This window comes from Streptomyces sp. NPDC046860, assembly GCF_040645115.1.
In the GTDB taxonomy this organism is placed as follows: domain Bacteria; phylum Actinomycetota; class Actinomycetes; order Streptomycetales; family Streptomycetaceae; genus Streptomyces.
On sequence record NZ_JBEYXQ010000021.1, the window covers coordinates 1 to 12,257 of the forward strand.

A 12,257-nucleotide genomic window follows, 5' to 3' on the forward strand; every position below is an offset into this window, starting at 1 on the left:
GGCTTCAAGGTCGACGTCCAGCCGATCGGCGACGTCTCCTGGGTCGAGATCGACAACCACGACGACCTCGCTCGGGGACGGGAGATCGCGTGCCGGTACTGACGAGGCTCATTCCCTCGCCGGTCGTCGTGGACATCCGCCCGGGTGCCCTCGCCGACCTGGCCGCCGTGCTCGCCGACGAGCGCATCTCTCCTTCCGGCCGGCTGGCCGTCGCGGTCAGCGGCGGCTCCGGCGCCAGGCTGAAGGAGCGGGTCGCGCCGCAGCTGCCGGGTGCCACCTGGTACGAGGTCGGCGGCGGCACGCTGGACGACGCCGTACGGCTCGCCGACGACATCCGCGGCGGTCACTTCGACGCGCTCGTGGGCCTCGGCGGCGGCAAGATCATCGACTGCGCCAAGTACGCCGCGGCGCGGGTCGGCCTGCCCCTGGTCGCCGTGCCGACGAACCTCGCGCACGACGGCCTGTGCTCGCCGGTCGCCACGCTGGACAACGACGCGGGCCGGGGCTCCTACGGTGTGCCCAACCCGATCGCCGTCCTGATCGACCTCGACGTCATCCGCGCCGCCCCGGCACGCTTCGTGCGCGCGGGCATCGGCGACGCGGTGTCCAACGTCTCGGCCATCGCGGACTGGGAGCTGGCCAACCGGGTCAACGGCGAGAAGATCGACGGTCTCGCCGCCGCCATGGCCCGCCAGGCCGGCGAGGCGGTGCTCCGCCACCCCGGCGGGATCGCGGACAACGACTTCCTCCAGGTCCTCGCCGAGGCCCTGGTGCTGTCCGGCATCGCCATGTCGGTGTCCGGTGACTCGCGGCCGTCCTCGGGCGCCTGCCACGAGATCAACCACGCGTTCGACCTGCTCTTCCCGCAGCGCGCGGCCAGCCACGGCGAGCAGTGCGGCCTCGGCGCCGCCTTCGCCATGTACCTGCGCGGTGCGCACGAGGAGTCGGCGCACATGGCCGACGTGCTGCGCCGCCACGGACTGCCCGTGCGGCCGGAGGACATCGGCTTCACCGCGGACGAGTTCGTCCGCGTGGTGGAGTTCGCGCCGGAGACCCGGCCGGGCCGCTACACGATCCTCGAACATCTCGCCCTCGAGACTGACCAGATCAAGGACATCTACGCCGACTATGTCAAGGCCATCGGTAGCTGAACTCCGCCCGGTCGTCCACCCCGCCGGGGTGAAGGACCGGCGCAGCGGTGAGCACTGGGCGGGACGCCTCTACATGCGAGAGGTGTCCCTGCGCATCGACCGCTACCTGGTGAACACCAGGATCACGCCCAACCAGCTCACGTACCTGATGACCGTCTGCGGTGTGCTCGCGGCCCCGGCCCTGCTGGTGCCGGGGATCACGGGCGCCGTGCTCGGCATCGTCGCCACGCAGCTGTACCTGCTGCTGGACTGCGTGGACGGTGAGATCGCCCGCTGGCGCAAGCAGTACTCGCTGGGCGGCGTCTACCTCGACCGGGTCGGCGCCTACCTCACCGACGCCGCCGTGCTGGTCGGCCTCGGGCTGCGCGCCGCCGACCTGTTCGGCAGCGGCCGTATCGACTGGCTCTGGGCGTTCCTCGGTACCCTCGCGGCGCTCGGCGCCATCCTGATCAAGGCGGAGACCGACCTCGTCGGCGTCGCCCGGCACCAGGCCGGGATGCCGCCGGTGCAGGAGTCGGCCGCCGAGCCGCGCTCCTCGGGGATGGCGCTGGCCCGGCGGGCCGCCGCCGCCCTCAAGTTCCACCGGCTCATCCTCGGCATCGAGGCGTCGCTGCTGATCCTGGTGCTGGCCATCGCGGACCAGGTCCGCGGCGACCTGTTCTTCACCCGGCTCGGCACCGCCGTGCTGGCCGGTATCGCCCTGTTGCAGACCCTGCTGCACCTGGTGTCCATTCTCGTGTCGAGCAGGCTGAGGTGAACGGCATGAAGGTCGGCGCGGTCATCATCACCATGGGCAACCGCCCCGAGGAGCTGCGGGCGCTCATCGACTCCGTCGCCAAGCAGGACGGCGACAAGGTCTCGGTGGTCGTCGTCGGCAACGGCTCGCCCGTGCCCGAGGTGCCCGAGGGCGTGCGCACCGTCGAGCTGCCCGAGAACCTGGGCATCCCCGGCGGCCGCAACGTCGGCATCGAGGCGTTCGGACCCGGCGGGAGCGACGTCGACGTCCTGCTCTTCCTGGACGACGACGGCCTGCTCGCCCGGCAGGACACCGCCGAGCTGTGCCGGGCCGCGTTCGCCGCGGACCCGGAGCTGGGCATCATCAGCTTCCGCATCGCGGACCCGGAGACCGGTGAGACCCAGCGCCGGCACGTGCCCCGGCTGCGCGCCTCGGACCCGATGCGCTCCTCCAGGGTCACGACCTTCCTCGGCGGCGCCAACGCCGTCCGCACGAAGGTGCTCGGCGAGGTCGGCGGCCTGCCGGACGAGTTCTTCTACGCCCACGAGGAGACCGACCTCGCCTGGCGTGCCCTCGACGCGGGCTGGATGATCGACTACCGGTCGGACATGGTCCTGTACCACCCGACGACCGCGCCCTCCCGGCACGCGGTGTACCACCGCATGGTGGCCCGCAACCGGGTCTGGCTGGCCCGCCGCAACCTCCCCCTGCCGCTGGTCCCGGTCTACCTGGGCGTCTGGCTGCTGCTCACCCTGGCCCGCCGCCCCTCCGGACCGGCGCTGAAGGCGTGGCTCGGCGGCTTCAAGGAGGGCTGGACCGCCCCCTGCGGTCCCCGCCGTCCGATGCGCTGGCGTACGGTGTGGCGGCTGACCCGGCTGGGCCGTCCCCCGGTGATCTGAGAAGCTCGACGGGGCGGGGCACGTGTCCCGGCGCAGTGAAGTACACGACGCACTCGAAGACGAAAGTTTCCACCTGTGAGTGAGAGAACCCATGACGGCGGTGTCGCGGTGACCGCGCCACCGTCGCCCGACGAGGGACTGCCCGCGGCTGACCTCGCGGCCAAGTACGGGCTCGCCGTGAGCGGCGCCCGCCCCTCGCTCGTGGAGTACGTCCGGCAGCTGTGGAACCGGCGCCACTTCATCCTGGCCTTCTCCCAGGCGAAGCTCACCGCGCAGTACAGCCAGGCCAAGCTGGGCCAGCTCTGGCAGGTGGCCACGCCGCTGCTCAACGCGGCCGTGTACTACGCGATCTTCGGCCTGATCCTGAAGGCCAGCCGGGGCATGTCGCACGACGTGTACGTGCCGTTCCTGGTCACCGGCGTGTTCGTGTTCACCTTCACGCAGAGCTCGCTGATGTCGGGCGTCCGCGCGATCTCCGGCAACCTGGGCCTGGTGCGCGCCCTGCACTTCCCGCGGGCCGCGCTGCCGATCTCCTTCTCGCTCCAGCAGCTCCAGCAGCTGCTGTTCTCCATGATCGTCGTGTTCGTGGTGGCGATCGGGTTCGGCAACTATCCGCGGCTGTCCTGGCTGCTGATCGTGCCGGTGCTGGTGCTCCAGTTCATGTTCAACACCGGGCTCGCGATGATCGTGGCCCGCATGGGCGCCAAGACGCCCGACCTGGCCCAGCTCATGCCGTTCATCCTGCGGACCTGGATGTACGCCTCCGGCGTGATGTTCTCCATCAGCAACATGCTGGCGGGCAGGCCCGAGTGGATCGTCCGGGTGCTCCAGGCCAACCCGGCGGCCGTCTACATGGACCTGATGAGGTTCGCGCTGATCGACGACTACGACGCCTCGAACCTGCCCCCGCACGTGTGGGCGCTGGCCCTGGGCTGGGCCGTGGTGATCTGCGTCGGCGGCTTCGTGTACTTCTGGAAGGCTGAGGAGCGTTACGGCCGTGGCTGAGCAGAACACCGCTGACCGCCGTCCGACCGTCATCGCGGACGAGCTGCACATCGTCTACCGGGTCAACGGCGCCAAGACGGGCAAGGGCAGCGCCACCGCCGCGCTGAGCCGCATCGTCAAGCGCGGCGAGCAGCGGGGCGTGCGCAAGGTGCACGCCGTGCGCGGGGTGTCCTTCACCGCCTACCGGGGCGAGGCCATCGGCCTCATCGGCTCCAACGGCTCGGGCAAGTCCACCCTGCTGCGGGCCATCGCCGGCCTGCTCCCGGCGGAGAAGGGCAAGGTCTACACCGACGGCCAGCCCTCGCTGCTGGGCGTCAACGCGGCCCTGATGAGCGACCTGACCGGTGAGCGCAACGTCATCCTGGGCGGTCTCGCCATGGGGATGTCCCGCGAGCAGATCAAGGAGCGCTACCAGGGGATCGTCGACTTCTCGGGGATCAACGAGAAGGGCGACTTCATCACCCTGCCGATGCGCACCTACTCCTCCGGCATGTCGGCCCGCCTGCGGTTCTCCATCGCCGCCGCCAAGGACCACGACGTCCTCATGATCGACGAGGCGCTGGCCACCGGCGACCGGGCCTTCCAGAAGCGCTCCGAGGAGCGCATCCGGGAACTGCGCAAGGAGGCCGGCACGGTCTTCCTGGTGAGCCACAACAACAAGTCCATCCGCGACACCTGCAACCGTGTCCTGTGGCTGGAGCGCGGCGAACTCCGCATGGACGGGCCCACCGAAGAGGTCCTCAAGGAGTACGAGAAGTTCACGGGCAAGTAGCCCGCAGGACGGCCGTGGGCCCTGCCGGACCGCTCCGGCGGGGCCCCACGTCTGCAAAGGATGCGTCAACTCCGGTGACGCAGCGGAATCTTGGCGCCGATCGGTGTGTTCTCGTGGTGCGCCGGACACCCCGACGGACCATGTCGCGTTGTACAACGTAAACTGTATCGGTGCCGGAAACCGGCAATCGGGGCGATAATGCGCGACACCCTCCGCCGGGACGCCCCCCGGAGGGTCGGCGGCGTGTCCGAAATAGTGTGTATCGGGTCGGCAGTGTAGAACGGGAGATGTGACGGCAATGGCTACGGAAACTCCCCAGCTCAACGTGAGCCGCGCCGTCCTTGGACCGGGCAGCGCGCAGTGACGGGAACCGACACGGCGACGGCACTGGAACGCGCCACGCTGGACAAGGCCGCGCGCGAGAACTTCCCCGTGGCCCCCTTCTTCCTGCCCCGGGCCTGGCGCACCGACCTCATGGCCGTCTACGGCTTCGCCCGCCTGGTCGACGACATCGGTGACGGCGACCTCGCCCCCGGCGGCGCCGACCTGCGCGCCCTCGGCGTCCCCGCCGAGCGGTCCGAGGACCGCCTCGCCGCCCTCGACGCCTTCGAGACCGACCTGCGCCGCGTCTTCGACGGCACCCCGCACCACCCCCTGCTGCGCCGCCTGCAGCCCACCGTGCGCCGCCGCGGCCTCACCCCCGAGCCCTTCCTCGGACTGATCGCCGCCAACCGCAAGGACCAGCTCGTCTCCCGGTACGAGACCTACGACGACCTGCGCGCCTACTGCGAACTCTCCGCCAACCCGGTCGGCCGCCTCGTGCTCGCCGTCACCGGCACCGCGACGCCCGAGCGCGTCCGCCGCTCCGACGCGATCTGCACCGCGCTGCAGATCGTCGAGCACCTCCAGGACGTGGCCGAGGACCTCGGCCGCGACCGCATCTACCTGCCCGCCCAGGACATGAAGCGTTTCCATGTCCAGGAGTCCGACCTCGCCGCGCCGAGCGCCGGCGCGTCCGTACGCGCCCTGGTCGCGTTCGAATGCCTGCGCGCGAGCGATCTGCTGAATGAGGGCGCCCCCCTCGTGGGTAGCGTCCACGGCAGGCTGAAGCTGTTGCTCGCGGGGTTCGTGGCAGGCGGAAGGGCGGCGGTCCAGGCGATCGCCGCCGCCGATCACGACGTACTTCCCGGCCCGCCCAGACCCGGCAAGCTCCGGCTGCTGCGCGAGGCGGGCACGACTCTGCGAGGAGAGGGGTGATCCGGTCCGTGGAGGCTTCGCACGCCCTGTCCGCACCGGTACTCGCCGCCTATCGCTATTGCGAGACGGTCACCGGGCAGCAGGCCCGCAACTTCGCCTACGGCATCCGGCTGCTGCCGACGCCCGAGCGCCGCGCCATGTCGGCGCTCTACGCCTTCTCCCGGCGCGTCGACGACATCGGCGACGGCGAGCTGCCCGGCGACGTCAAGGTGGAACGGCTGGAGGACACCAGGACGCTGCTCGGCCGCGTCCAGGCGGGCGCGGTCGAGGAGGACGACACCGACCCGGTGGCCGTCGCCCTCAGCCACGCCGCCGGTGTGTTCCCGATCCCGCTCGGCGGCCTGGACGAGCTGATCGACGGCGTCCAGATGGACCTGCGCGGCGCGACCTACGAGACCTGGGACGACCTCAAGGTCTACTGCCGCTGCGTGGCCGGCGCCATCGGCCGCCTCTCGCTCGGCGTCTTCGGCACCGAACCCGGCGCACGCGGCGCCGAACGCGCCCCCGAGTACGCCGACACGCTCGGGCTCGCCCTGCAGCTCACCAACATCCTCCGGGACGTCCGCGAGGACGCCGAGGGCGGCCGTACCTACCTGCCCGCCGACGACCTGGCCAAGTTCGGCTGCTCGGCCGGGTTCGCCGGCCCCACCCCGCCCGAGGGCTCCGACTTCGCGGGCCTCGTCCACTTCGAGGTCCGCCGCGCCCGCGCCCTGTTCGCCGAGGGCTACCGGCTGCTGCCCATGCTGGACCGCCGCAGCGGTGCCTGCGTCGCCGCCATGGCCGGCATCTACCGCCGCCTGCTCGACCGCATCGAGCGCGACCCCGAGGCCGTGCTGCGCGGCCGGGTCTCGCTGCCCGGCCGGGAGAAGGCGTACGTGGCCGTGCGCGGCCTGTCCGGCTTCGACAGCCGGCACGTGTCCCGGCAGGCCCTCAGGAGGCGTGCCTGATGGCGGCGGGGTGCCGGCAGGCGGCTCCGGCGCGCCGGGCAACCCGCGGCCCCGGCGTGGCGTCCCTGACTGCGACGGCCGACCGTGCACGGTTCAACCAGCACGCGCGGCACGCACGGAAGGACGCGAGATGAGCGAGGCACCCCGCCCCGCACGGGCGCACTCCGAACCGTTCGCCCCGGCCCGCCCCGGCCGGGACGCCGTCGTGGTCGGCGGCGGCCTCGCCGGCGTCACCGCGGCCCTCGCGCTCGCCGACGCGGGCGTGCGCGTCACCCTGCTCGAAGGCCGGCCGAGGCTCGGCGGGCTCGCCTTCTCCTTTCAGCGCGGCGAGCTGACCGTGGACAACGGCCAGCACGTCTACCTGCGCTGCTGCACCGCCTACCGCTGGTTCCTCGACCGGATCGAGGGCACCGCGCTGGCCCCGCTCCAGGACCGGCTCGACGTGCCCGTGGTCGACGCCGCCAGGCCCGAGGGCCGGCGGCTCGGCAGGCTGCGGCGCGACCCGCTGCCCGTCCCCCTCCACCTCGGGCGCAGCCTGGCCGCCTACCCCCACCTCTCGCTCGCCGAGCGCGCCTCGGTCGGGCGGGCCGCGCTCGCGCTCAAGGGGCTCGACCCCACCGACCCGGCCCTGGACGGCGAGGACTTCGGCTCGTGGCTGGCCCGGCACGGCCAGTCGGCGCGCGCCGTCGAGGCCCTGTGGGACCTCGTCGGGGTCGCGACCCTCAACGCGGTCGCGGGCGACGCCTCCCTCGGCCTTGCCGCGATGGTGTTCAGGACCGGACTGCTCTCCGAGCCGGGCGCGGCCGACATCGGCTGGGCACACGTCCCGCTGGGCGACCTGCACGACCGGCTCGCCCGCAAGGCCCTCGACTCCGCGGGCGTCCGCACCGAGGTCCGTACCCGCGTCACCTCCGTCTCCCGCGGCGACGACGGCCGCTTCCGCGTCCAGGTCCCCGGCGAGACCATCGAGACCGACGCCGTCGTCCTCGCCGTGCCCCAGCGCGAGACGCACGGCCTGCTGCCGGAGGGGGCCCTCGACGACCCCGCCCGGCTGCTGCGCATCGGCACCGCGCCGATCCTCAACGTGCACGTCGTCTACGACCGCCCGGTGCTCGCCCGGCCCTTCTTCGCCGCGCTCGGCACCCCCGTGCAGTGGGTCTTCGACCGCACCGCCGCCTCCGGGCTGCGCGAGGGCCAGTACCTGGCGCTGTCCCAGTCGGCCGCGAGCGACGAGATCGACACCCCCGTCGCCGATCTGCGGGCGCGCTACCTGCCCGAACTGCGACGGCTGATCCCCGGTGCCCGCGCCGCCGAGGTGCGGGACTTCTTCGTCACCCGCGAGCGCACCGCGACGTTCGCCCCCGCCCCCGGCGTCGGGCGGCTGCGCCCCGGCGCCCGCACCAAGGTTCCCGGCCTGTACCTGGCCGGGGCGTGGACCGCCACCGGGTGGCCCGCGACCATGGAGAGCGCGGTCCGCAGCGGCGTGAGCGCGGCCGACGCCGCCCTCGACTCCCTGGGCCGCCCCCGCCCCCGCCACCTCTTCCAGTTCGAGGAGGCGGCGTGATGCTCGATCAGCACAGCCCGGAGGGGCCCCGCACCCCCGGTACCGCAACAAGAGGAGAGACTGTGCCCACTGTGCCGCCCCCGGCCTCGACAGCCGCCGACGCGGTGGACGTGACCGCACTGCTGGAGCGCGGCCGGACCCTGGCCACTCCGGTTCTGCGCGCCGCCGTCGACCGGCTGGCGCCCCCCATGGACACGGTCGCCGCCTACCACTTCGGCTGGATCGACGCCGCCGGCAACCCGGCCGCCGGTGACGGCGGCAAGGCCGTGCGCCCCGCCCTCGCCGTGCTCTCCGCCGAGGTCACCGGCGCCGCCCCAGAGGTCGGCGTGCCGGGCGCGGTCGCCGTCGAGCTGGTCCACAACTTCTCGCTGCTGCACGACGACCTGATGGACGGCGACGAGCAGCGCCGCCACCGCGACACCGTCTGGAAGGTGCACGGCCCCGCCCAGGCCATCCTGGTCGGCGACGCCCTCTTCGCCCTCGGCAACGAACTCCTGCTGGAGCTCGGCACCGTCGAGGCCGGCCGCGCCACCCGCCGCCTGACCACCGCCACCCGCGCCCTGATCGACGGCCAGGCCCAGGACATCTCCTACGAGCACCGCGACCGCGTCAGCGTCGAGGAGTGCCTGGAGATGGAGGGCAACAAGACCGGCGCCCTGCTGGCCTGCGCCTCCTCCATCGGCGCCGTCCTCGGCGGCGCCGACGACCGCACCGCCGACGCCCTGGAGCGCTACGGCTACCACCTCGGCCTCGCCTTCCAGGCCGTGGACGACCTGCTCGGTATCTGGGGCGACCCGGGGTCCACCGGCAAGCAGACCTGGAGCGACCTGCGCCAGCGCAAGAAGTCCCTGCCCGTGGTGGCCGCGCTCGCCGCGGGCGGCCCGGCCTCCGAGCGGCTCGGCGAGATCCTCGCCGCCGACGCCAAGAGCAGCGACTTCGCGAACTTCTCCGAGGAGGAGTTCGCGGCGCGCGCCGCCCTCATCGAGGAGGCGGGCGGCCGCGAGTGGACGGCGGACGAGGCCCGCCGCCAGCACGCCGTCGCCATCGAGGCGCTGCACGCCGTCGACATGCCCGACCGGGTGCGGGCCGCCTTCACGGCGCTCGCCGACTTCGTCGTCGTGAGGAAGAGATGATCATTATCGGCCGAATAATCCTCGCGTAGTCGCCGGCCGGTGCGGCGCGAAGCACCGACACCGGCCGACGGCGGACCCACAGCAGCACGACTCGTACGACTGCGTGAAGGGGAAGCCATGACAGCGACGACCGACGGAAGCACCGGGGCGGCCGGTCCGCCCCCCGCTGCCGCGGCCAGTGCCACCGACCGCACCGCCCCCCCGGCTGCCGGGGTGCCCGAGGCCGCCGAACGCGCCGCCGCACGTGCCGCCGAGTGGCTGCTCACCCGCCAGGACCCCGAGGGCTGGTGGAAGGGCGACCTGGAGACCAACGTCACCATGGACGCCGAGGACCTCCTGCTGCGCCAGTTCCTCGGCATCCGCGACGAGGCCACCACCCGCGCCGCCGCCCTCTTCATCCGGGGCGAGCAGCGCGAGGACGGCGCCTGGGCCACCTTCTACGGCGGCCCGGGCGAACTGTCCGCCACCGTCGAGGCGTACGTCGCGCTGCGGCTGGCCGGTGACGCCCCCGACGCGCCCCACATGGCACGCGCCTCGGCCTGGGTCCGCGACCGCGGCGGCATCGCCTCCGCCCGCGTCTTCACCCGGATCTGGCTCGCCCTGTTCGGCTGGTGGAAGTGGGAGGACCTGCCCGAACTCCCCCCGGAACTCATCTGGTTCCCCACCTGGCTGCCGCTCAACATCTACGACTTCGGCTGCTGGGCCCGGCAGACCATCGTGCCGCTGACCGTCGTCTCGGCGACGCGCCCGGTGCGCCCGGCCCCCTTCCCGCTCGACGAGCTGCACACCGACCCGGCCGACCCCAACCCGGCCAAGCCGTTCTCCCCGCTGGCCAGTTGGGACGGCGCCTTCGAACGGCTCGACCGGATGGTGCACCGGCTGCGCAAGGTGGTGCCGCGCCGGCTGCGGCGGGCCGCGATGAACTCCGCCGCCCGCTGGATCGTCGAACGCCAGGAGAACGACGGCTGCTGGGGCGGCATCCAGCCTCCGGCCGTGTACTCGGTCATCGCGCTGCACCTGCTGGGCTACGACCTCCAGCACCCCGTGATGCGCGCCGGGCTGGAGTCGCTGGACCGGTTCGCCGTGTGGCGCGAGGACGGCGCCCGCATGATCGAGGCGTGCCAGTCCCCGGTGTGGGACACCTGCCTCGCCGTCATCGCCCTGGCCGACGCCGGAGTTCCCGCCGACCACCCCCAGTTGGTCAAGGCCGCCGACTGGATGCTGGGCGAGGAGATCCGCCGCCCCGGCGACTGGTCCGTCAAGCGGCCCCAACTCCCGCCGGGCGGATGGGCGTTCGAGTTCCACAACGACAACTACCCGGACATCGACGACACCGCGGAGGTCGCCCTCGCGCTGCGCCGGGTCCGCCACCCCGACCCCGGCAAGGTGGACGGCGCGATCGCGCGCGCGGTGCGCTGGAACTTCGGGATGCAGTCCAGGAACGGCGCCTGGGGCGCCTTCGACGTCGACAACACCAGCCCGTTCCCCAACCGGCTGCCCTTCTGCGACTTCGGCGAGGTCATCGACCCGCCGTCCGCCGACGTCACCGCCCATGTCGTGGAGATGCTCGCCGCCGAGGGACTGGCCCACGACCCCCGCACCCGGCGCGGGATCGCCTGGCTGCTCGCCGAACAGGAGGCGGACGGCTCCTGGTTCGGCCGCTGGGGCGTCAACTACGTCTACGGCACCGGCTCGGTGGTGCCCGCCCTGACCGCGGCCGGGATGCCTGGGTCCCACCCCGCCGTCCGCCGCGCGGTGCACTGGCTGGCACGGGTCCAGAACGACGACGGCGGATGGGGCGAGGACCTGCGCTCCTACGACGACACCCGCGGGTGGAGCGGCCGCGGCGCCTCCACCGCCTCCCAGACCGCCTGGGCCCTGATGGCGCTGCTCGCGGCGGGGGAGCGGGACTCCGGCGCCGTCGAACGCGGGGTGCGCTGGCTCGCCGAGACCCAGCGGGCGGACGGCTCCTGGGACGAGCCGTACTTCACCGGCACCGGCTTCCCCTGGGACTTCTCGATCAACTACCACCTCTACCGGCAGGTGTTCCCGCTCACCGCGCTCGGCCGGTACCTGCACGGCGACCCCTTCGACAAGGCGCCTCTGGCCGCGCTCAGAGCCCCGCGCGTGGCGCTCGGAGGGAGCTGAATGAGATCCCGGCCCGCCTCGGCACCCCTGCTGATCGTCTGCGCGCTCGGCATCGAGAAGATCGCCCTGCGCACCGGCGACCGCGGCGGGGCCGGGGTGCGGTCCAGCGTCCTGCGCACCGGCATGGGCCCGAGGGCGGCGGAGCGGTCCGTCACCGCGAGGCTCGCCGGTGCGGGGATGGCCGACGCCGCCGTGCTGGCCACCGGCTTCTGCGCCGGGCTGGCACCGGGCATGCACCCCGGTGACCTGGTGGTCGCCGAGGAGACCCGTGACCCGCACGGGACCGTCCCGTGCGTACGCACCGATCTGCTGGTCGAGGAACTGATGCGGGCCGCCCCCGGCCGCACCGTCCACACCGGCCCCCTGACCGGCTCCGACCACGTGGTCCGGGGCCCGGAACGCTCCGACCTGCTGGCGACCGGCGCGATCGCGGTCGACATGGAGTCGGCGGCCACCCTGCGCAGCGCCGTCGCCTCGGGCGACCGTCCGGTTGCGGCCGTACGGGTGGTCGTGGACGCTCCTGAACATGAACTTGTCCGGATCGGGACGGTACGCGGTGGAATATCAGCCTTCCGCGTTCTTCGTTCCGTCCTTCCCGCATTCCTCGAATGGCACCGTTCCTTGCCGCTCCCCCGGAGGTGAGCC

The 12,257-nt window shown here is 72.8% G+C and carries 12 protein-coding genes and 1 pseudogene; all 13 read left to right on the forward strand.

All coding sequences use genetic code 11. The features are described 5' to 3' along the window. Positions 1-102: pseudogene (locus tag ABZ898_RS24835) on the forward strand (phosphocholine cytidylyltransferase family protein); the annotation flags it as partial. After that, a complete protein-coding gene (locus ABZ898_RS24840; RefSeq protein WP_361662934.1) occupies positions 90-1,151 on the forward strand; it encodes an iron-containing alcohol dehydrogenase family protein in 1,062 nt (353 codons plus the stop codon). The pseudogene ABZ898_RS24835 and the gene ABZ898_RS24840, both read left to right, overlap by 13 nt. After that, on the forward strand, positions 1,129-1,908 hold the full coding sequence (locus ABZ898_RS24845; RefSeq protein ID WP_361662937.1) for a CDP-alcohol phosphatidyltransferase family protein: 780 nt from the start codon (positions 1,129-1,131) through the stop codon (positions 1,906-1,908). Before ABZ898_RS24840 ends, ABZ898_RS24845 begins: the two co-directional genes overlap by 23 nt. Before the next feature lie 5 nt (positions 1,909-1,913). After that, positions 1,914-2,786 carry a glycosyltransferase gene (locus tag ABZ898_RS24850; protein WP_361662940.1) on the forward strand — a complete coding sequence of 291 codons (873 nt, stop codon included), beginning with the start codon at positions 1,914-1,916 and terminating at the stop codon, positions 2,784-2,786. Between the two features lie 75 nt (positions 2,787-2,861). Beyond that, a complete protein-coding gene (locus tag ABZ898_RS24855; protein ID WP_361662944.1) occupies positions 2,862-3,791 on the forward strand; it encodes an ABC transporter permease in 930 nt (309 codons plus the stop codon). Further along, complete coding sequence (locus ABZ898_RS24860) at positions 3,784-4,563, forward strand: ABC transporter ATP-binding protein (protein ID WP_361662946.1); 780 nt, start codon at positions 3,784-3,786, stop codon at positions 4,561-4,563. Before ABZ898_RS24855 ends, ABZ898_RS24860 begins: the two co-directional genes overlap by 8 nt. Before the next feature lie 360 nt (positions 4,564-4,923). Further along, positions 4,924-5,820 (forward strand): squalene synthase HpnC, encoded by an 897-nt coding sequence (gene hpnC, locus ABZ898_RS24865; RefSeq protein WP_361662949.1) that lies wholly within the window; start codon positions 4,924-4,926, stop codon positions 5,818-5,820. Next, complete coding sequence (hpnD, locus tag ABZ898_RS24870; RefSeq protein WP_361662952.1) at positions 5,817-6,767, forward strand: presqualene diphosphate synthase HpnD; 951 nt, start codon at positions 5,817-5,819, stop codon at positions 6,765-6,767. Before hpnC ends, hpnD begins: the two co-directional genes overlap by 4 nt. Continuing rightward, positions 6,767-6,901, forward strand: coding sequence for a DUF6380 family protein (locus tag ABZ898_RS24875; RefSeq protein ID WP_361662955.1), 135 nt, complete (start codon positions 6,767-6,769; stop codon positions 6,899-6,901). The genes hpnD and ABZ898_RS24875 overlap by 1 nt, the downstream gene beginning before the upstream one ends. After that, a complete protein-coding gene (gene hpnE, locus ABZ898_RS24880) occupies positions 6,898-8,331 on the forward strand; it encodes a hydroxysqualene dehydroxylase HpnE (RefSeq protein WP_361662957.1) in 1,434 nt (477 codons plus the stop codon). The genes ABZ898_RS24875 and hpnE overlap by 4 nt, the downstream gene beginning before the upstream one ends. After that, complete coding sequence (locus tag ABZ898_RS24885) at positions 8,331-9,464, forward strand: polyprenyl synthetase family protein (RefSeq protein WP_361662960.1); 1,134 nt, start codon at positions 8,331-8,333, stop codon at positions 9,462-9,464. The genes hpnE and ABZ898_RS24885 overlap by 1 nt, the downstream gene beginning before the upstream one ends. A gap of 117 nt (positions 9,465-9,581) precedes the next feature. After that, the gene (gene shc, locus ABZ898_RS24890; RefSeq protein WP_361662963.1) at positions 9,582-11,612 is read left to right on the forward strand and encodes a squalene--hopene cyclase; all 2,031 of its coding nucleotides are present in this window, start codon (positions 9,582-9,584) and stop codon (positions 11,610-11,612) included. Beyond that, positions 11,613-12,254, forward strand: coding sequence for a 1-hydroxy-2-methyl-2-butenyl 4-diphosphate reductase (locus ABZ898_RS24895; protein WP_361662965.1), 642 nt, complete (start codon positions 11,613-11,615; stop codon positions 12,252-12,254). Positions 12,255-12,257: the final 3 nt, after the last annotated feature.

Coding starts and splice junctions, on each gene's coding strand:
- ABZ898_RS24845 (WP_361662937.1), top strand. CDS start 1,129: ATGTCAAGGCCATCGGTAGCTGAACTCCGCCCGGTCGTCCACCCCGCC.
- ABZ898_RS24850 (WP_361662940.1), top strand. CDS start 1,914: ATGAAGGTCGGCGCGGTCATCATCACCATGGGCAACCGCCCCGAGGAG.
- ABZ898_RS24875 (WP_361662955.1), top strand. CDS start 6,767: ATGGCGGCGGGGTGCCGGCAGGCGGCTCCGGCGCGCCGGGCAACCCGC.
- hpnE (WP_361662957.1), top strand. CDS start 6,898: ATGAGCGAGGCACCCCGCCCCGCACGGGCGCACTCCGAACCGTTCGCC.
- ABZ898_RS24885 (WP_361662960.1), top strand. CDS start 8,331: ATGCTCGATCAGCACAGCCCGGAGGGGCCCCGCACCCCCGGTACCGCA.
- shc (WP_361662963.1), top strand. CDS start 9,582: ATGACAGCGACGACCGACGGAAGCACCGGGGCGGCCGGTCCGCCCCCC.
- ABZ898_RS24895 (WP_361662965.1), top strand. CDS start 11,613: ATGAGATCCCGGCCCGCCTCGGCACCCCTGCTGATCGTCTGCGCGCTC.